Genomic DNA, 18,266 nt, shown 5'->3' with positions numbered 1-18,266 from the left:
GAGGTGCGAGACCTCGCAAGTCTTTGAACTCCAAACGGCGGCCTCTCGAAAAGAGAAGTCAAAGTTATAGGGTCAAGTGACTAAGAGCATGTCGGTGGATGCCTTGGCGATGATAGGCGACGAAAGACGTGATAGCCTGCGAAAAGCTTCGGGGAGCTGGCAAATAAGCATTGATCCGAAGGTCTCTGAATGGGGAAACCCACCCGCAAGGGTATCGTTATCTGAATACATAGGATAACGAAGCGAACCGAGTGAACTGAAACATCTAAGTAGCTCGAGGAAAAGACATCAACCGAGATTCCGAAAGTAGTGGCGAGCGAAATCGGAGAAGCCTTCTAGTGATAGTCGGACAGTTAGCAAAGCGGCATGGAAAGGCCGGCCATAGTGGGTGATAGCCCCGTATGCGAAAACTGACCGGTGGTACTGAGCTAGAGAAAAGTAGGGCGGGGCACGAGAAACCCTGTCTGAACATGGGGGGACCATCCTCCAAGGCTAAATACTCATCATCGACCGATAGTGAACCAGTACCGTGAGGGAAAGGCGAAAAGAACCCCGGGAGGGGAGTGAAATAGATCCTGAAACCGCATGCTTACAAAAAGTCGGAGCCTCGAAAGGGGTGACGGCGTACCTTTTGTATAATGGGTCAGCGACTTACATTCAGTGGCGAGCTTAACCGAATAGGGGAGGCGTAGAGAAATCGAGTCCGAACAGGGCGATCTAGTCGCTGGGTGTAGACCCGAAACCAAGTGATCTATCCATGGCCAGGATGAAGGTGCCGTAACAGGTACTGGAGGTCCGAACCGACTAGTGTTGCAAAACTAGCGGATGAGCTGTGGATAGGGGTGAAAGGCTAAACAAACTTGGAAATAGCTGGTTCTCTCCGAAAACTATTTAGGTAGTGCCTCAAGTATTACCTGCGGGGGTAGAGCACTGTTTTGGCTAGGGGGTCATGGCGACTTACCAAACCAAGGCAAACTCCGAATACTGCAGAGTACAGCTTGGGAGACAGAGCACCGGGTGCTAACGTCCGGACTCAAGAGGGAAACAACCCAGACCGCCAGCTAAGGTCCCTAAAATTGGCTAAGTGGGAAACGAAGTGGGAAGGCTAAAACAGTCAGGATGTTGGCTTAGAAGCAGCCATCATTTAAAGAAAGCGTAATAGCTCACTGATCGAGTCGTCCTGCGCGGAAGATGTAACGGGGCTAAGCCAGTTACCGAAGCTGCGGATGTGCAATTTATTGCACGTGGTAGGAGAGCGTTGTGTAAGCCTGTGAAGGTGTCTGGTAACGGATGCTGGAGGTATCACAAGTGCGAATGCTGACATGAGTAGCGTTAAAGCGGGTGAAAAGCCCGCTCGCCGTAAGCGCAAGGTTTCCTACGCAACGTTCATCGGCGTAGGGTGAGTCGGCCCCTAAGGCGAGGCAGAGATGCGTAGCTGATGGGAAACAGGTCAATATTCCTGTACCGATCAATAGTGCGATGTGGGGACGGAGAAGGTTAGCTCAGCCAACTGTTGGATATGTTGGTTCAAGCCTGTAGTCGTGCCTGGTAGGCAAATCCGCCGGGCTAAGATGAGGGGTGATAACGAGTCTGCTTGCAGACGAAGTGAGTGATACCCTGCTTCCAGGAAAAGCCACTAAGCTTCAGCTATTGACGACCGTACCGCAAACCGACACTGGTGCGCGAGATGAGTATTCTAAGGCGCTTGAGAGAACTCAGGAGAAGGAACTCGGCAAATTGATACCGTAACTTCGGGAGAAGGTATGCCGCAAGTAGGTGAACTTGTACAAAGGGAGCCCAAAGCGGTTGCAAAAAATCGGTGGCTGCGACTGTTTAATAAAAACACAGCACTCTGCAAACACGAAAGTGGACGTATAGGGTGTGACGCCTGCCCGGTGCTGGAAGATTAAATGATGGGGTGCAAGCTCTTGATTGAAGTCCCAGTAAACGGCGGCCGTAACTATAACGGTCCTAAGGTAGCGAAATTCCTTGTCGGGTAAGTTCCGACCTGCACGAATGGCGTAACGATGGCCACGCTGTCTCCTCCTGAGACTCAGCGAAGTTGAAATGTTTGTGATGATGCAATCTCCCCGCGGAAAGACGGAAAGACCCCATGAACCTTTACTGTAGCTTTGTATTGGACTTTGAACGGATCTGTGTAGGATAGGTGGGAGGCTTTGAAGTGGTGACGCTAGTTGCCATGGAGCCAACGTTGAAATACCACCCTGGTGCGTTTGAGGTTCTAACCTAGGTCCCTTACCGGGATCGGGGACAGTGCATGGTAGGCAGTTTGACTGGGGCGGTCTCCTCCCAAAGCGTAACGGAGGAGTTCGAAGGTACGCTAGTTACGGTCGGACATCGTGACGATAGTGCAATGGCATAAGCGTGCTTAACTGCGAGACTGACAAGTCGAGCAGATGCGAAAGCAGGACATAGTGATCCGGTGGTTCTGTATGGAAGGGCCATCGCTCAACGGATAAAAGGTACTCTGGGGATAACAGGCTGATACCGCCCAAGAGTTCATATCGACGGCGGTGTTTGGCACCTCGATGTCGGCTCATCTCATCCTGGGGCTGTAGTCGGTCCCAAGGGTATGGCTGTTCGCCATTTAAAGAGGTACGTGAGCTGGGTTTAAAACGTCGTGAGACAGTTTGGTCCCTATCTTCCGTGGGCGCTGCAGATTTGAGGAAGCCTGCTCCTAGTACGAGAGGACCGGAGTGGACACACCTCTGGTGTATCGGTTGTCACGCCAGTGGCATTGCCGAGTAGCTAAGTGTGGAAGAGATAACCGCTGAAAGCATCTAAGCGGGAAACTCGTTTCAAGATGAGATCTGCCGGGGCCTCGAGCCCCCTGAAGGGTCGTTGTAGACCACGACGTTGATAGGCTGGGTGTGGAAGTGCAGCAATGCATTAAGCTAACCAGTACTAATTGCCCGTGCGGCTTGACCCTATAACTTTGACTGCCAACCGCAGTTCAGGACTGTTATGCCAAGCACGCAATCAAATACCGAGTCGACTCTGTGAATCCGCCGTGCAGACCCAAAACCTGCACAGCAACCAGTTATGCCTGATGACCATAGCAAGTCGGTCCCACTCCTTCCCATCCCGAACAGGACAGTGAAACGACTTCGCGCCGATGATAGTGCGGGTTCCCGTGTGAAAGTAGGTCATCGTCAGGCTCTTACAGCCCAAAACGCCCCCCTGTGCATATGCACAGGGGGGCGCTTTGCTTTGGGGTTTGGTAAAGAGGGTAATATTGACGCTTACGTCAACGTCAATTCATGGCCACCTACACCATCAGTGATCTCGCACGGGAGTTCGACCTCACCACCCGCGCGATGCGCTTCTACGAGGACATGGGCCTGCTGCGGCCTGAGCGCGCGGGGCCGGGTGGGCGCAACCGCATCTACAGTGCCCGCGACCGCACGCGGCTGAAGCTGACGCTGCGGGCCAAGCGGCTCGGCCTGTCGCTGACCGAGGCCAAGGAGATCATCGATCTTTACGACAGCCCGCGTGATACCGGCGTCCAACTGATCAAGTTCCTGGAGGTGCTCGCGATGCACCGCAAGCAGCTGGAGGCGCAAATGACGGACCTGCAGGCCAATCTGGACGAGGTTTGTGAACACGAGCGCGAGGCCCGGGAGCTGTTGGCAAAAATTGAGTCATCAACAGCCCAAAGTCGTGGATAATTGACGTTTACGTAAACGTAATACACGCCTCGCCTTCGCCGAGTGGCTGCGACCAGCCTGCCGCACCGGGAAGGGCGGTCCCATGCGAAGCGCGGGCGAGGCACACCCGGCGAACACCCCTTCATCCAGGAGACGATCCATGAGCATTGCCACCCAGTTGCCAGGCCTGAACTTCCAGTTGGGAGAGGACATCGATGCGCTGCGCGATACCGTGCGCGAGTTTGCGCAGGCGGAGATCGCCCCGCGCGCGACGGAGATCGACCGCACGGACCAGTTCCCCATGGATCTGTGGCGCAAGTTCGGCGAGCTGGGCGTGCTGGGCATCACCGTGCCCGAGCAGTACGGCGGCGCCGACATGGGCTACCTCGCGCACATGGTGGCCATGGAGGAGATCTCGCGCGCCAGCGCCTCGGTGGGCCTGTCCTACGGCGCGCACAGCAACCTGTGCGTGAACCAGATCAACCGCAACGGCAACGAGGCGCAGAAGGCCAAGTACCTGCCCAAGCTGATCAGCGGCGAGCACGTGGGTGCGCTGGCCATGAGCGAGCCGGGCGCGGGCTCGGACGTGATCAGCATGAAGCTCAAGGCCGAGGACAAGGGCGGCTACTATCTGCTCAACGGCAGCAAGATGTGGATCACCAACGGCCCAGATGCCGATACCCTGGTGGTGTACGCCAAGACGGAGCCCGAGCTCGGCGCGCGTGGCGTCACGGCCTTCCTGATCGAAAAGAGCATGAAGGGCTTCTCGATCGCGCAGAAGCTCGACAAGCTGGGCATGCGCGGCAGCCACACCGGCGAGCTCGTGTTCCAGGACGTGGAGGTGCCGGCGGAGAACGTGCTCGGACAGGTCAACGGCGGCGCCAAGGTGCTGATGAGCGGCCTGGACTACGAGCGTGCAGTGCTCACCGGCGGGCCGCTCGGGATCATGCAGGCGGTGATGGACAACGTCGTGCCCTACATCCACGACCGCAAGCAGTTCGGCCAGAGCATCGGCGAGTTCCAGCTCATCCAGGGCAAGGTGGCCGACATGTACACTGTGCTGCAAGCGGGCCGCTCGTTCGCCTACACCGTGGCCAAGAACCTGGACATGCTGGGCATCGAGCATGTGCGCCAGGTGCGCAAGGACTGCGCCAGCGTGATCCTGTGGTGCGCCGAAAAGGCCACCTGGATGGCGGGCGAAGGCGTGCAAATCTATGGCGGCAACGGGTATATCAACGAGTACCCGCTGGGCCGCTTGTGGCGGGATGCGAAACTCTACGAGATCGGCGCGGGCACGAGCGAGATCCGTCGCATGCTCATCGGCCGCGAGCTGTTCGCGGAGACCTGCTGACAGCCTGCGCCGGCGCCGCTCTTTCGTCCACACCAAAAGAAAAGGATTGCCCCATGACCACAACCTCCATCGACGAGCTGTTTGCCCACAACCGCGAGTGGGCCGAACAGATGGAGCGTGACCGGCCCGGCTTCTTCACCGGCCTGCTGGCGCAGCAGAAGCCGCGCTACATGTGGATCGGCTGCTCCGACAGCCGCGTGCCGGCCAACCAGATCACGGGGCTGGAGCCCGGCGAGGTGTTCGTGCACCGCAACATTGCCAACGTGGTCGTGCCCACCGATCTCAATTGCCTGTCCACCATCCAGTACGCGGTGGACCAGCTCAAGGTGGAGCACCTGATGGTCGTGGGCCACTACGGCTGCGGCGGCGTGCTGGCGGCGCTGCAGGATGCGCGCATAGGCCTGGCGGACAACTGGATCCGCCACGTGAAGGACGTGCGCGACAAGCATGCCGTGCTGCTCGAAGGCCTCGACCGGCCGTGGCGCCATGACGCGCTGTGCGAGCTCAATGTCGTCGAGCAGGTCATGAACATCGCGCATTCCACGGTGATGCAGGATGCCTGGGCGCGCGGCCAGAAGGTGCAGATTCACGGCTGGTGCTACAGCCTGAACAACGGCCTCATCACCAATCTGCAGATGAGCGTGCCCGACGTGGCGGGGCTCGCCGAGGCGTACCGCCAGGCCGTGGCCCTGGTGGCCAGCCGCGTGCGCGGCCAGTAGCGGGCCACCGGAGCGGCGCCGTACCATTGATCACCCTGCCAGGCACGGCCCCATGTTTCCCGAGCGACTAGATGCCCCGCAGGCCTATGACATCGCCAAGGCGATGATGGACGGCTTCAACCGCCACTACCGCCTGTTCCGCGCCGAGTCGGCGCGCGCCAAGCACCGTTTCGAAACGGCCGACTGGCATGGCCAGCAGCGCGCGCAGCGCGAGCGCATCGAGTTCTACGACCTGCGCGTCAAGGAGTGCGTGCGCCGGCTCGACAAGGAGTTCAACGCCGGCGCCCAGCCCATGGACCTGTGGCACCAGGTTAAGCTGCACTACATCGGCCTCATGGTGAACCACCTGCGACCCGAGCTGGCCGAGACCTTCTTCAACTCGGTCACCACCAAGATCCTGCACCGCACGCATTTCCACAACGACTTCATCTTCGTGCGGCCCGCGGTCAGCACCGAGTACATCGAGAGCGACGACCCCACGGCGCGGCCCACCTACCGCGCCTACTATCCCGCGCCGGGCGGCCTGTCGGCGGTGGTCTCCAGCCTCGTCGAGGACTTCGCGCTGCAGCACCCTTTCGAAGACCTGCGGCGCGACGTGGCCTGCGTGGCGCGTGCCATGGAGCAGCGCCTGGGCGCCGCGAAGCTGCGCAGCAACTTCCAGATCCAGGTGCTGTCCAGCCTGTTCTTCCGCAACAAGGGCGCGTACGTGGTCGGCAAGGTGATCAACGGCTTCAACGAGCTGCCGTTCGCGCTGCCCCTGCTGCATGGCGAGCGCGGCGGCCTGGTGATCGACGCTGCGCTGTTCGGCGAGAACGACCTGCAGATGCTGTTCTCCTTCGCGCGCGCGTACTTCATGGTGGACATGGAGATCCCCAGCGCCTACGTGCAGTTCCTCGCCAGCCTCATGCCGAGGAAGCCCCGGGCCGAGCTCTACATCGCTCTCGGGCTGGCCAAGCAGGGCAAGACGCTGTTCTACCGCGACTTCCTGCACCACCTGAAGTATTCCAGCGACAAGTTCCGCATCGCCCCCGGCATCAAAGGCATGGTGATGCTGGTCTTCGATCTGCCGAGCTTTCCCTACGTGTTCAAGCTCATCCGGGACCATTTCCCGGCGCCCAAAGAGACGACGCGCGAGCAGGTGCAGGCCAAGTACCTGCTGGTCAAGCAGCACGACCGCGTGGGTCGCATGGCCGACACGCTGGAATACAGCCTGGTGGCGTTTCCGCGCGACCGCTTTTCCGATGAGCTGATCGAGGAGATACGCAGACATGCGCCCAGCCAGCTCGAGATCAGCGACCGCGACGGCGACGGCCGGCAGGAGGTCATCATCGACCACCTGTACATCGAGCGGCGCATGGTCCCGCTCAACATCCACCTGCAGGAATGCATCGACGCAGGCCTGGACAAGCCCGAGGCCGCGAGCGCCCTGGAGCATGCCGTGCTCGAGTACGGCAATGCCATCAAGGATCTTGTGGCGGCCAACATCTTCCCCGGCGACATGCTGTGGAAGAACTTCGGCATCACGCGCAACGGCAAGGTGGTGTTCTACGACTACGACGAGATCGAGTACGTGACGGACTGCAACTTCCGCCGCGTGCCGCCGCCGCGCTGCGAGGAGGACGAGCTCTCTGGCGAGGTCTGGTGGCCCGTGGGCCCGCGCGACGTGTTCCCCGAGACCTTCGGCCCCTTTCTGCTAGGCAACGAAGCCGTGCGCGCGGCGTTCATGCGCCACCATGCCGACTTGCTGGACGTGGACTTCTGGCAGTCGCACAAGGAGCGCATACAGGCCGGCCATGTCTACGACGTGTTTCCCTACGACGGCGCGCGGCGCTTCCGCTGCGCGTCCCCTTCCCATCAACCCCAAGGAGATTCCCTATGAGCCAGCATCAAGACCCCGTCGTCATCGTCAGCGCCGCGCGCACGCCCATGGGGGGCTTTCAGAGCGACTTCGCCGACCTGGCCGCCCATGACCTGGGCGGCGCCGCCATCCGTGCCGCCGTCGAGCGCGCCGGCATCCGGCCCGAGCAGGTGGAAGAGGTGCTGTTCGGCAACTGCCTGATGGCCGGCCAGGGCCAGGCGCCCGCGCGCCAGGCGGGCTTCAAGGGCGGCCTGCCGCAAAGCACGGGCGCGGTGACCCTGTCCAAGATGTGCGGCGCTGGCATGGAGGCCACCATCCTCGCGCACGACCAGCTCGTGGCCGGCAGCCGCGATGTGATGGTCGCCGGCGGCATGGAGAGCATGACCAACGCGCCCTACCTGCTCAAGAAGGGCCGCGCCGGCTACCGCATGGGCCACGACAAGATCTTCGACCACATGATGCTCGACGGCCTGGAGGACGCCTACGAGGCCGGCCGCTCCATGGGCACCTTCGGCGAGGACTGCGCGGCCAAGTACCAGTTCACGCGCGAGCAGCAGGACGCCTTCGCCATCGAAAGCGTCAAGCGCGCCCAGGCCGCCACCGCCAGCGGCGCCTTCGCCGCCGAGATCACGCCCGTCACCGTCAAGACCCGCAAGGGCGAGGTGACGGTGAGCATCGACGAAGGCCCGGCCAAGGCCAGGCTGGACAAGATCGCCAGCCTCAAGCCCGCCTTCAAGAAGGACGGCACCATCACCGCCGCGTCCAGCTCCAGCATCAACGACGGCGCCGCTGCCATGGTGCTGATGCGCGAGTCCACCGCCAGGCAGCTCGGCTGCAAGCCGCTGGCGCGGATCGTGGCCCATGCCACGCACGCGCAGGCGCCCGAGTGGTTCACCACCGCCCCCGTTGGCGCGACCGAGAAGGCGCTCAGGAAGGCGGGCTGGAAGGTGGAGGACGTGGACCTGTGGGAGATCAACGAGGCCTTCGCCGTCGTCCCCATGGCGCTGATGGCCGACCTCAAGGTGCCGCACGAAAAGGTCAACGTCAACGGCGGCGCCTGCGCGCTGGGCCACCCCATCGGCGCCAGCGGCGCGCGCATCCTGGTCACGCTGATCCACGCGCTCAAAGGCCGCGGCAAGAAGAAGGGCCTGGCCACGCTGTGCATCGGTGGCGGCGAGGCCACGGCCATGGCCATCGAGCTCGTTTGATTGCTACTGTATGAATAGCTGCCGGCGCTTGATAGGCAAGCGTTGGCGGCCTTTTCTACTCATGACTCCATGGCAACCATCCTGGTGATCGGCGCCTCGCGCGGCATAGGCCTCGAATTCGTGCGGCAGTACCGCGGGGCCGGCTGCCGCGTCATCGCCACCGTGCGCGGCGACGCGGGCCGCGAGCGCGTGCAGGCCCTGGGCGCGCAGGCGCTCACGGTGGACGTGGCCAACCCCGCGAGCGTTAGCGGCCTGGCCTGGATGCTCGACGGGGAGCGGCTCGACGTGGCGCTCTACGTGGCCGGCGTCATCCGTCGTCCCGGCGCGCTCACGCCGCCCACGCGCGAGGACTTCGACGCCGTCATGCACACCAACGTGCTCGGCGCCATGCAGGCCATCCCGCAGGTCGCGCCGCTCGTGGCCGACGCGCGCGGCGTGTTCGCCTTCCTGTCCTCGTCCATGTCGCAGATCGGCAGCGTGCCGGGCAGCGACTCGTGGCTCTACCGCGCAAGCAAGGCCGCGCTCAACATGGCCGTGGCCGCGGCGCAGCACGACTATCCTGCTGCCACGCTGGTCACCATCGACCCCGGCTGGGTGCAGACCGACATGGGCGGCACCGGCGCGCCGCTCACCGCGGCGCAAAGCGTGCGCGGCATGCGCGAGACGCTGGCGGACCTCGCGCCCGCGGACAAGGGCCGCCTGCTGCACCACGATGGCCGCCGCGCCACCCATTGGTAGACCGAATTCAGAGGGAGACGACGATGCTGCTGACCCAAGACCAGGAAATGATCCGCGACGCCGTGCGCGACTTCGCCCAAGACCAGCTGTGGCCGAATGCGGCGCGCTGGGACAAGGAACACCACTTCCCGCGCGAGGCCCACCGCGGCCTGGCCGCGCTGGGCGCCTACGGCATCTGCGTGCCCGAGGAACTGGGCGGCGCGGGCCTGGACTACCTCACGCTGGCCCTGGTGCTCGAAGAAATCGCCGCGGGCGACGGCGGCACCAGCACGGCGATCTCCGTGACCAATTGCCCGGTCAACGCCATCCTCATGCGCTACGGCAACGCGCAGCAAAAGCGCGACTGGCTCACGCCGCTGGCGCGCGGCGAGATGCTCGGCGCGTTCTGCCTCACCGAGCCGCACGTGGGCTCCGACGCCTCCGCGCTGCGCACCACGGCGGCGAAGGACGGCGACGGATACGTGATCAATGGCGTCAAGCAGTTCATCACCAGCGGCAAGAACGGGCAGGTCGCCATCGTCATCGCTGTGACCGACAAGGGCGCGGGCAAGAAGGGCATGAGCGCCTTCCTGGTGCCGACGGACACGCCCGGCTATGTGGTCGCGCGGCTGGAGGACAAGCTCGGCCAGCACAGCAGCGACACGGCGCAGATCAACTTCGACGGCTGCCGCATCCCGGCCGAGAACCTCATCGGCGCCGAGGGCGAGGGCTACAAGATCGCGCTGGGCGCGCTGGAGGGCGGGCGCATCGGCATCGCCGCGCAGAGCGTGGGCATGGCGAGAAGCGCCTTCGAGTTCGCCGTGCAGTACGCCAAGGAGCGCGAGAGCTTCGGCCAGCCCATCTTCAACCACCAGGCCGTGGGCTTCCGCCTGGCCGACTGCGCCACGCAGATCGAGGCCGCGCGCCAGCTCATCTGGCACGCCGCCAGCCTGCGCGACGCCGGCCGGCCCTGCCTGAAGGAGGCCGCCATGGCCAAGCTGTTCGCGAGCGAGATGGCGGAACGGGTCTGCAGCGCCGCCATCCAGACCCTGGGCGGCTACGGCGTGGTGAACGACTTCCCCGTGGAGCGCATCTACCGCGACGTGCGCGTGTGCCAGATCTACGAGGGCACGAGCGACGTGCAGAAGATCCTGATCCAGCGCGCGCTGGCCTGATTGCTCCGAAAATATGAGCTATCAGCGCTTTCTGCATAAGCGTAGAAGGCCGATTTGACTCATAAGACTCACCGGGCGGGCCGCGCGCACTCCACGGCGGCCAGCGCCAGCATCAGCGCCGCCGCGCCGCCGGGCAGCAGGAAGATCCAGCGCGGCCCTGCCACCTCGCTCGCCACGGCGGCCAGCGGCAGCGCCAGCATCGGCTCCACGGCGATGAAGGCGCGCGAGCGGACCGAGCGCGCCGCCGCGCCCAGCGGCATGGCCGTCGCCAGCACCTGCGTGGACAGGTTCAGCGCCGCGAAGCACAGCCCCCACAGCAGCCGCAGCGGCAGCAGCGCCCAGAAGCCGCTGAGCGCCGCGTTGCCCAGGGCGCACAGCACCGCTGCCGCCACGGCCAGCGTGCAGGTGGCGCGGTCGCCGCGGCGCGCATAGAAGCGCGCCACCCAGCCATAACCCACGATGCGCACCAGCCGGTTGGCTGCGAGCAGCACGCCCGCCTCGGCCAGCGTGATGCCGAAGGCCGGGCCGTACATCGGCAGCAGCAGATAGAGCACCACGTCGGTGGGCAGCGCGGCACGAGAGCTTCACCCTGGCCGCCGCCGAGTTGCACGTGACGCATGGCGCCATCAGCCGCCAGATCAAGAGCCTGGAGGCCTATCTGGGCGCCGTGCTGTTCGAGCGGTGCACGCGGCAGGTGGTGCTCACCGCGCAGGGCCAGGCGTTCCAGACCGAGGCCGCCGCGGCGCTCGCGCAGATCGCCGGCGCTGCGCAGGCGCTCATGGCCCGAGCGCCCGCGCGCGCGGTACGCAGGCACGTATCGACGTGCGGCCATCGTTCGCCGTGCGCTGGCTGATCCCGCGCCTGCCGGACTTCGTGGCGCAGCACCCCGGCATCGAGCCGCAGGTGGCCACCAGTACGGCGCCGCCCGGCGAGGGCTTCGACATCGCCATCCGCCGCGGGACGCAGGGCTGGCCCGCCGCGCTTCGGCTGCGCCCCTACCTGGAGGACGAGGCGCTGGTGGTGGGCGCGCCCGTGCTGTTCGAGGGGCAGGGCCTGGAAGGGGCCTGCACGCCGCGCGCGCTGGTGGCCCACGTGCAGCTGCGCGCGTGCTCGCGCCAGCGCGACTGGGCCGATTGGCTGCGCATCGCGGGCGCGCCGCGCTTCAAGCCTGCCGGGCGGCTGGACTTCGACCACCTGCATCTCGTGTTGCAGGCGGCCGTCGATGGCCTGGGCGTGGCGATGGTCCCGCGCTCGCCGCTGCCGCAGGTGCGGCTGCCGTTGGAGCGCTATGACTACGCGGTGGCCGAGGGCGCATCCGCCGAGGCGCAGCTTTTCGCGCAGTGGCTCGAAGCCGTGCGGCAGGCGGAGGACTGCTGGTTACTGCGGTTCGATGCGCGCGGCCTTGATGGTGGCCGCCCACTGCTTGCGATCGGCTTCGAGGTAGGCGGTGAACTGCGCGGGCTTCATGCCCACGACGGGCTGCGAGCCCAGGTGCGCCATCTTCTCGCGGGTCGAGGCGCTTTTCAGGATGTCCTGCATGGCCGCGTAATAGGCCGCCACCACGGGCGCGGGCGTGCCCGCGGGCAGGAACAGGCCTTGCCAGGTCGGCATGTCGAAGCCCGCCAGGCCCTGCTCCTGCAGCGTGGGAACGTCGGGCAGTTGCGGCGCGCGCTTGGCTGTGGTCACGCCCAGCGCTTTCACCTTGCCTTCCTTGGCGAGCTGTGCGGCGGTGGTGATGTTGTCCATCGTCATTGCGATGTGGCCGCCCAGCAGGTCGGTGATGACGGGGGCGGCGCCCTTGTAGGGCACGGCGGCCATTTTCACGCCCATGCGCGCGAGCATGGCTTCGGCGATCAGGTGGTTCGAGATGCCGATGCCCGCGATGCCGTAGCTGGCCGACGGCGTGCGGGCGATGTAGTCCTTGAGTTCGCCGATGTTGTTCGCGGGAACGGACATGTTGACGATGACCACGTTCGGCTGCGTGGCCAGCATCGTCACGGGTGTGAAGCTCTCGGGCTTGTAGGGGGTGGCCTTGGGGTTGAGCTCGAAGGTGATCGCCATCGAGCCCGCGGCCCCGATGCCCAGCGTGTAGCCATCGGCGGCCGAGGTGGCCAGGCGCCCCGCCATGATGTTGCCGCCCGCGCCGGGCACGTTGTCCACGACGACGGGCTGGCCCAGCTTCTGGCTCAGCGGCTCGGCGATCAGGCGGGCCAGCGTGTCGGCGGAGCCGCCGGGCGCGAAGCCCACGAGCAGTTTTACGGGGCGCACGGGCTTCCAGTCCGATTGCGCGTGGGTGGGGGCGGCGGCCAGCAGCGTGGCCGATGCGGCCAGGGCGATCAGGGTGCGGCGGTGGATCATGGGAAGGGCTTTCCTTGGGTCGATGAAACGGGTGTCACGCCAGCAACTGCGCAAGCGTGTGGGCGACGAGGTGGTTGGACAGCAGCGTGGGCCGGCCGCTGGCGCGCGCCACCTGCGCGCGCATGGCCTCGGTGTAGCCCATGCAGTGCATAACGATGAAGTCGCAACCGGCCAACGCGCGTCCCGCGCGTTCGAAGGCCGCGGCGGCCGCGGCGGCGTCGCGCTCGTAGGGGGATGCGTGATCCACGCGCAGCGCGCAGGGCAGCGGCTGCGCGAGGTGGAAGGTCTCAATCTGCGTGGCCAGCGGCACGAGGGCGCCCACGCAGTGCGCGTGGCGGGCCAGCGCCACCATGGCCTGGTCCACGACCTGCTGGGGCTCGACCATCCAGGTGCGCAGCGCGGGCAGGGCGGTGCCGGTGCACAGCGGCACGAGCAGGTCGTAGCCCGCGTCGTCGGCTTCGCGCATCACTTCGGCCAGGCGTTGCTCGGTGGCCTCCTTGTCCAGCGTGATGGAGCCGCCGTCGCGCAGCCGCGTGGCGAAGCAGTGTGCGCCGGGGCGCGGCGCAAGCCGCTCGCGCGCCGGGGCATCGAGTGCGTCGAGCGCTCCGTATTCGTCGATCTGCACGTGCTCGCCCAGCAGTGCGCTCATGGCGGGAACCACGTCGCTGCGCGGCGATTCGCCGATGGTGAAGAACGCAATGCGCCTGCTCATGCCAGTTCCCGGCCCACGCCCTGCAGGTGCGCGAGCGAGCCGTAGCGCGCCTGCAACTGCTCCCAATGCTCCTCGTTCACGAACGACAGCGTGCGCTGGCCGAACAGCTTGGCGGTCTCGATGCAAAAGCGCATCGCCACATCGGCGTCCCAGGCATTGGTCACGCCCGTGGCGCAGCCGGGCACGGTGGCCTGCGCGGTGAGCGCCACGCCCACTACCGGCGCGGGGGTTGCGATGGCGGGCTGCATGATCGAGTTCACATGCGGCAGCCCGTTCTCGTAGGGGGTGATGTCCTGCGTGGTCAGCGGCAGCGTGACCGGCAGCTCGCCGCTCACCCAGCTCATCACGTCCAGCAGAAGGTCGGGAATGGGCAGCAGCCAGCCTTCCTTGGCTACGGGCGTCAGCGCCACGCCGCGATGGTTCACGAGGCGGTTGCCGCGCGTGGTGTCCACCGAGAGGATGGCGTCCATGCGCGGGCTGACTTCGTGGGCCATCATCTCGCGCATGGGGAATGGCGAACGCATCATCGGTACGGGATGGTGGGGCCGCGTGCCCGCGCGCGGGCAGATGTGCGTGTGGATGTGCACGGCGCCGGGCATCGCGTCGCCGCGCTGCGCCATGCCGAGCATCTTCGCGGCGGCCGCGAGCGCGACCACGGCGCCGTCGCTGTCCGATACCAGCCCGCTCACCGCGGGGCGCGCGCCGATGCCGCCGAGGCGGCCCACGATGCCCAGGCGCGGCGCCTGCGCATCCAGGCCCGGGATTTCTATCGCCAGGAAGTCGGTGCAGGCGCCATCGCGCTCCAGGCGGGTCACCTCGACCCTGCACTCGCCGAGCGAGCGCAGGTGCGCGGCCACGTCCTCGCCCGTCACGTACGCGGAGGACAGCAGGTCGATCATCGAAGAAACATGTTGCATCGGGGGCTTTCGTCAGAGGTGATCGAGGGGGCCTTCGGCCAGCCATTGCGGCGTGGCGGGGCCGTGGAACCGGCGCGCGCCAGCCGCGCCCAGCACGGCACGGCGGCTGCCGTGCACGCGCAGGCCCGTGCCTTCGGGCAGGCCCAGCACGGGCATGTCGGGCCGCAGCGTGGTGAACTCGCGCAGGCGCTGCTCGCGTGTCTCACCACGGTGGCCGGGCGGGTGCGCGTCGGTGTAATGGGCGTTGATCTGCACGGGCACGAGGCCCAGGGCGCCGAAACCGCCGGGGTCGGCGATGGGCATGTCGTTCGTGGTGCAGATCGTGGGACAGGCCACGTTCGCGCCCGCGCTCCAGCCCAGGTAGGAGGCTTTGCCGCTGCGCACGCGCGCTCCGATGGCCTCCAGAAGCCCCGTCGTGCGCAGGTGCCCGAGCAGAGCGAAGGTATTGCCGCCACCCACGATCACGTGGCGTGCCGCCTGCACGGCAGCCACCGGGTCGGACAGCCGGTGCACAGAGCGCACGCGCAGCCCCAGGAGCGCAAGCGCTTCGGCGACCAGGGTTTCATAGGCGTCCCAGGTCCGCGTGACGCCCGCGAAAGGCACGAACAGGGCATCGCCCGTGGCGTCATGGTGCGAGGCCCATTCCCGGATCCACGGCAGGGCGTGGGTCAGGTAGCCGGCATCGCTCGTGGAATTGCTCAGCAGCAGCAGGTTCATGGCGTAGGTTCGGTGATAGAGGAAGTGGTGGAGACGGCAGGCGCGGCTCGCCAGAACGGATCGCCGATGCGGCGGCCCAGCGCGCTCGTTTCTTCGAGCACGAGCCTGCGCCAGCCCTCGATCTGATCCGCTCCAGGCTGCAGACGCGGCACGAACGAGATGCACAGGCCGCGCAGTTCGCCATCCAGCGGATTGCGCACGGCGGCGGCGATGGCGCCGATATCGGGCATCGCTCCATCCACCACCATCGCGTGGCGCGCCTGCGCCACGCTGGCGAGGCCGGCGAGAAGTTCGTCCACGCGTGCGAAGCCGCTCTGGCGAGGGCTGGCGAGCGGCGCAGAGCCGTCCGTGCCGAACAGCTCCGCGAGTTCGGGCCCGGCAAGGCGCGAGAGCAGCGCGCGGCCCATCGCCGTGCCGGTGGCATCGCGGCGCGAGCCGGGCGAAGAGAGCACCTGCACGGGAAAGCTGCCGTTCAGGCGCTGCAGCACCACGGTTTCGCGCCCCGACAGCGTGGACAGATAGGCCGTGAGCCCGCTGCGCGCGGACAGCCGCTCGAGCACTTCGCGGCAGGCATCGTCGAAGTCGCTCGATACGTAGGCAGCGTGCGCGGCCTGCCCGAGCAAGGCGCCGGGGCGATAGCGCCGCGTGGTGGAGTGTTGATCCAGCAGCCCGTAGCGCACCATCTGGTTGAGCAGGTGCGAGGTGGAGCTCTTGGGCAGTTCCAGCAGCGTGGCCGCTTCGGTGAAGCTCAGATCTGTGGCTCCGGCCGCGAAAAGTGCCAGAACGCGTTGGACATTACCAAGAATGCTCATGAGTTCTATAATATTGAACTTAGTTCGTGTTTATTGGTATCCTAAAAAAATGTGGTTTTTATCGTCAAGTTCATAAGAACTATCGTTGTGTGGGTATCGATAGGTATGGACATGATCCGCACCATGGCTGCACGCCCGGGGTGGTGTGCCCTGAATCAAGGCAGCCGAGACAGCGCCACGTCCGAGGCCGTGTGCAGCGTCGGCACCAGCATGGACAGGTTGCAGTTCTGGATGAGCGCGCGCCGCGGCTCCCTCTTCGCCGCTGTGCGCCTGCCCGGCGTCAGATGCCCGATTCCGTGCCGCCTCTCCCCGCGCGGCGCAGCACCACGGTGATGGTGCCGTTGGTCTCCAGCGTGGCGCGCTCCACCTCGTGCAGGTGCAGGCAGCCGCCGGCGCGCAGCGCCGCGGCCACGTCGTCGGGGGTGAGCAACTCGCGGTGCATGAGGGCCCTGTCCAGGTTGCCGTCCTGCACCAGCGTCTGCGGCCTCCCATCCACCAGGCGCGCCAGGCGCGGCACGCGGAAGACGAGGTGGGCCAGCGCCACGTGGCAGGCGATGAGCGTGGCGGCGCTGATGAGGCCGCCGACGAGCGAGTTGTCGCCCGCGTTCATCGAGTTCTGCACCGCGTTCGAGAGGATCAGCAGCAGCACCAGGTCGAACGGCGCATACTGCCCCGTCTGGCGCTTGCCCGTGAGACGCAGGAACACCAGCAGGAACAGGTAGACGGCCACTCCGCGCAGGGCGAACTCCCACCATGGCACGCTCATTGCAAACATCGTTGAACTCCAGGGTTGCCGAATGCCAGACCAGTCTATCGACGCCCTGGTGTTCTGCAAGAATCGAGTCCATCGCCTGAAAGGAGAGCCGCCATGCCGTCGCGCCGTGCATTCATTTCCCGAACCAGCGTCGCCGCGCTCGTGCTGGCCGCGCAGCGCCAGGCATGGGCCCTGTCCATCGCCGACCTGTCGAATGCCGATGCCGCCAGCGGCGTGAAGGCCGCGCTCGCCAAGGGGGCCGAGGCCGCCGTGAGCCTGCTCGGGCGCACCGACGGCTTCCTGGGCAACCCGCAGGTGCGCATCGGCCTGCCGGGGCAACTGGAGGACACGGCCAAGCTCATGCGCAAGTTCGGCCAGGGCCAGCGCATCGACGAACTGGTCACCACCATCAACCGCGCGGCCGAGGCCGCCGTGCCCATGGGCAAGGATCTGCTCGTGGGCGCCGTGCAGAACATGACGGTGACAGACGCCAAGAACATCCTCACGGGCGGCGACACGGCCGTCACGCGCTTTTTCGCCGAGAAGACGCGCACGCCGCTCGGCGAGCGCTTCCTGCCCGTGGTGCGCCAGGCCACCGAGAAGGTCGGCCTGACGCAGCAGTACAACGCCTTCGCGGGCAAGGCCGCGGGCTTCGGGCTGCTCAGGAAGGAGGACGCCAACCTCGCGCAGTACGTCACGGGCAAGACGCTCGACGGCCTGTACTTCATGATCGGCGAGGAGGAGCGCAAAATCCGCCAGGACCCCATGGGCACGGGCAGCGCCCTGCTGCAGAAGGTGTTCGGCGCCGCCCGATGAGCCGCACGCGCACCGGGGCCGCCTGCCCCTGCGGCGGCGGCGCATCCCTGGCCGCGTGCTGCGGCCGCTATCTCGACCATTTCGATTCCACACCCGCACCCGACGCCGAGCGCCTCATGCGCTCGCGCTACACCGCCTTCGTGCTCGGCCGCGCCGGCTACCTGCTCGCCACCTGGCACGCAAGCCGGCGCCCCGGATCGCTCGATCCCGACGAGGGCGCGAAATGGCTGGGCCTGGAGGTGCGCTCGCACCGCGCCACGGCCGAGGACCGCGCCGAGGTCGAGTTCGTCGCGCGCTGGCGCGTGGGCGGGCGCGCCGTGCGCCTGCATGAGCGCAGCCGTTTCGTGCGCGAGCAGGGGCGTTGGTATTACGTGGATGGCGACTTGCTTTGAAACCAAACTTGCATATCATTATCAAAATGTAGTTAGTACTCGCCACCAAAAACAGGTTGGTGTTTCCACGGGACCGTCCCATGGCGGTCCGC

16 protein-coding genes, 2 rRNA genes and 2 pseudogenes are annotated in these 18,266 nt (G+C 65.6%); 13 read left to right on the top strand and 7 right to left on the bottom strand.

The genetic code is table 11. The annotated features are described in order from the left end of the window. Positions 1-70 precede the first annotated feature (70 nt). The 9 genes from ALIDE2_RS20725 (at position 71) to ALIDE2_RS20685 (ending at position 10,696) form a co-directional block, all read left to right on the top strand. Positions 71-2,950 (top strand): 23S ribosomal RNA (locus tag ALIDE2_RS20725). Positions 2,951-3,066: 116 nt separating this feature from the next. Continuing rightward, positions 3,067-3,179 (top strand): 5S ribosomal RNA (gene rrf / locus ALIDE2_RS20720). Between the two features lie 102 nt (positions 3,180-3,281). Next, positions 3,282-3,689: a MerR family transcriptional regulator gene (locus ALIDE2_RS20715; RefSeq protein ID WP_013520612.1), complete on the top strand. Its 408-nt coding sequence runs from the start codon at positions 3,282-3,284 to the stop codon at positions 3,687-3,689. Positions 3,690-3,828: 139 nt separating this feature from the next. After that, positions 3,829-5,019 (top strand): isovaleryl-CoA dehydrogenase, encoded by a 1,191-nt coding sequence (locus tag ALIDE2_RS20710; RefSeq protein ID WP_013520611.1) that lies wholly within the window; start codon positions 3,829-3,831, stop codon positions 5,017-5,019. Between the two features lie 53 nt (positions 5,020-5,072). Next, positions 5,073-5,738, top strand: a complete 666-nt coding sequence (can, locus tag ALIDE2_RS20705; protein ID WP_013520610.1) for a carbonate dehydratase — start codon at positions 5,073-5,075, stop codon at positions 5,736-5,738. 52 nt (positions 5,739-5,790) lie between these two features. Next, the gene (gene aceK / locus ALIDE2_RS20700; RefSeq protein ID WP_013723050.1) at positions 5,791-7,617 is read left to right on the top strand and encodes a bifunctional isocitrate dehydrogenase kinase/phosphatase; all 1,827 of its coding nucleotides are present in this window, start codon (positions 5,791-5,793) and stop codon (positions 7,615-7,617) included. Further along, the gene (locus tag ALIDE2_RS20695; RefSeq protein WP_013520608.1) at positions 7,614-8,804 is read left to right on the top strand and encodes an acetyl-CoA C-acyltransferase; all 1,191 of its coding nucleotides are present in this window, start codon (positions 7,614-7,616) and stop codon (positions 8,802-8,804) included. The genes aceK and ALIDE2_RS20695 overlap by 4 nt, the downstream gene beginning before the upstream one ends. A 69-nt stretch (positions 8,805-8,873) precedes the next feature. Further along, a complete protein-coding gene (locus tag ALIDE2_RS20690; RefSeq protein ID WP_013520607.1) occupies positions 8,874-9,542 on the top strand; it encodes an SDR family oxidoreductase in 669 nt (222 codons plus the stop codon). A 23-nt stretch (positions 9,543-9,565) separates the two neighbouring features. Further along, on the top strand, positions 9,566-10,696 hold the full coding sequence (locus ALIDE2_RS20685; protein WP_013520606.1) for an acyl-CoA dehydrogenase family protein: 1,131 nt from the start codon (positions 9,566-9,568) through the stop codon (positions 10,694-10,696). A gap of 98 nt (positions 10,697-10,794) precedes the next feature. Here ALIDE2_RS20685 and ALIDE2_RS20680 read toward each other — a convergent pair. After that, positions 10,795-11,229 (bottom strand): annotated as a pseudogene (locus ALIDE2_RS20680) (MFS transporter); the annotation flags it as partial. Between the two features lie 77 nt (positions 11,230-11,306). On the opposite strand from ALIDE2_RS20680, the gene ALIDE2_RS25720 reads away from it, so the two are divergent. Together ALIDE2_RS25720 and ALIDE2_RS25715 are read left to right on the top strand one after the other, a co-directional pair. Further along, entirely contained in the window at positions 11,307-11,549 is a 243-nt protein-coding gene (locus tag ALIDE2_RS25720) for a LysR family transcriptional regulator (RefSeq protein WP_063840204.1), read from the top strand. After that, positions 11,519-11,896: pseudogene (locus ALIDE2_RS25715) on the top strand (LysR substrate-binding domain-containing protein); the annotation flags it as partial. The gene ALIDE2_RS25720 and the pseudogene ALIDE2_RS25715, both read left to right, overlap by 31 nt. 177 nt (positions 11,897-12,073) lie before the next feature. Here ALIDE2_RS25715 and ALIDE2_RS20670 read toward each other — a convergent pair. From ALIDE2_RS20670 to ALIDE2_RS20645, 6 genes are all read right to left on the bottom strand, one after another. Continuing rightward, positions 12,074-13,054 carry a Bug family tripartite tricarboxylate transporter substrate binding protein gene (locus tag ALIDE2_RS20670; RefSeq protein ID WP_013723049.1) on the bottom strand — a complete coding sequence of 327 codons (981 nt, stop codon included), beginning with the start codon at positions 13,052-13,054 and terminating at the stop codon, positions 12,074-12,076. A gap of 34 nt (positions 13,055-13,088) precedes the next feature. After that, entirely contained in the window at positions 13,089-13,766 is a 678-nt protein-coding gene (locus ALIDE2_RS20665) for an AroM family protein (RefSeq protein WP_013723048.1), read from the bottom strand. After that, the gene (locus tag ALIDE2_RS20660) at positions 13,763-14,683 is read right to left on the bottom strand and encodes a DUF1177 domain-containing protein (protein ID WP_174764527.1); all 921 of its coding nucleotides are present in this window, start codon (positions 14,681-14,683) and stop codon (positions 13,763-13,765) included. Before ALIDE2_RS20660 ends, ALIDE2_RS20665 begins: the two co-directional genes overlap by 4 nt. A gap of 12 nt (positions 14,684-14,695) precedes the next feature. After that, entirely contained in the window at positions 14,696-15,400 is a 705-nt protein-coding gene (gene pepE / locus ALIDE2_RS20655; protein ID WP_013723047.1) for a dipeptidase PepE, read from the bottom strand. Then, entirely contained in the window at positions 15,397-16,212 is an 816-nt protein-coding gene (locus tag ALIDE2_RS20650; protein ID WP_013520601.1) for an IclR family transcriptional regulator, read from the bottom strand. Before ALIDE2_RS20650 ends, pepE begins: the two co-directional genes overlap by 4 nt. A gap of 280 nt (positions 16,213-16,492) precedes the next feature. Beyond that, positions 16,493-16,987, bottom strand: coding sequence for a DUF421 domain-containing protein (locus ALIDE2_RS20645; protein WP_013520600.1), 495 nt, complete (start codon positions 16,985-16,987; stop codon positions 16,493-16,495). 93 nt (positions 16,988-17,080) lie between these two features. Between ALIDE2_RS20645 and ALIDE2_RS20640 the strand changes: the two genes are divergently transcribed. Further along, complete coding sequence (locus ALIDE2_RS20640) at positions 17,081-17,782, top strand: DUF4197 domain-containing protein (RefSeq protein ID WP_013723046.1); 702 nt, start codon at positions 17,081-17,083, stop codon at positions 17,780-17,782. After that, positions 17,779-18,174: a YchJ family protein gene (locus ALIDE2_RS20635; RefSeq protein ID WP_013520598.1), complete on the top strand. Its 396-nt coding sequence runs from the start codon at positions 17,779-17,781 to the stop codon at positions 18,172-18,174. Before ALIDE2_RS20640 ends, ALIDE2_RS20635 begins: the two co-directional genes overlap by 4 nt. The last annotated feature ends 92 nt before the right edge of the window (positions 18,175-18,266 follow it).

The sequence above is a fragment of the Alicycliphilus denitrificans K601 genome (assembly GCF_000204645.1).
GTDB lineage: Bacteria > Pseudomonadota > Gammaproteobacteria > Burkholderiales > Burkholderiaceae_C > Alicycliphilus > Alicycliphilus denitrificans.
Note: the sequence above shows the minus strand (reverse complement) of the source record. Positions and strands in the feature narration are given on the sequence as shown.

Bases quoted from the DNA above. Each gene is read 5' to 3' on its own strand.
- ALIDE2_RS20715 (WP_013520612.1), top strand. From the start codon at position 3,282: ATGGCCACCTACACCATCAGTGATCTCGCACGGGAGTTCGACCTCACC.
- ALIDE2_RS20710 (WP_013520611.1), top strand. From the start codon at position 3,829: ATGAGCATTGCCACCCAGTTGCCAGGCCTGAACTTCCAGTTGGGAGAG.
- can (WP_013520610.1), top strand. From the start codon at position 5,073: ATGACCACAACCTCCATCGACGAGCTGTTTGCCCACAACCGCGAGTGG.
- aceK (WP_013723050.1), top strand. From the start codon at position 5,791: ATGTTTCCCGAGCGACTAGATGCCCCGCAGGCCTATGACATCGCCAAG.
- ALIDE2_RS20695 (WP_013520608.1), top strand. From the start codon at position 7,614: ATGAGCCAGCATCAAGACCCCGTCGTCATCGTCAGCGCCGCGCGCACG.
- ALIDE2_RS20690 (WP_013520607.1), top strand. From the start codon at position 8,874: ATGGCAACCATCCTGGTGATCGGCGCCTCGCGCGGCATAGGCCTCGAA.
- ALIDE2_RS20685 (WP_013520606.1), top strand. From the start codon at position 9,566: ATGCTGCTGACCCAAGACCAGGAAATGATCCGCGACGCCGTGCGCGAC.
- ALIDE2_RS20670 (WP_013723049.1), bottom strand. From the start codon at position 13,054: ATGATCCACCGCCGCACCCTGATCGCCCTGGCCGCATCGGCCACGCTG.
- ALIDE2_RS20665 (WP_013723048.1), bottom strand. From the start codon at position 13,766: ATGAGCAGGCGCATTGCGTTCTTCACCATCGGCGAATCGCCGCGCAGC.
- ALIDE2_RS20660 (WP_174764527.1), bottom strand. From the start codon at position 14,683: ATGCAACATGTTTCTTCGATGATCGACCTGCTGTCCTCCGCGTACGTG.
- pepE (WP_013723047.1), bottom strand. From the start codon at position 15,400: ATGAACCTGCTGCTGCTGAGCAATTCCACGAGCGATGCCGGCTACCTG.
- ALIDE2_RS20650 (WP_013520601.1), bottom strand. From the start codon at position 16,212: ATGAGCATTCTTGGTAATGTCCAACGCGTTCTGGCACTTTTCGCGGCC.
- ALIDE2_RS20645 (WP_013520600.1), bottom strand. From the start codon at position 16,987: ATGTTTGCAATGAGCGTGCCATGGTGGGAGTTCGCCCTGCGCGGAGTG.
- ALIDE2_RS20640 (WP_013723046.1), top strand. From the start codon at position 17,081: ATGCCGTCGCGCCGTGCATTCATTTCCCGAACCAGCGTCGCCGCGCTC.
- ALIDE2_RS20635 (WP_013520598.1), top strand. From the start codon at position 17,779: ATGAGCCGCACGCGCACCGGGGCCGCCTGCCCCTGCGGCGGCGGCGCA.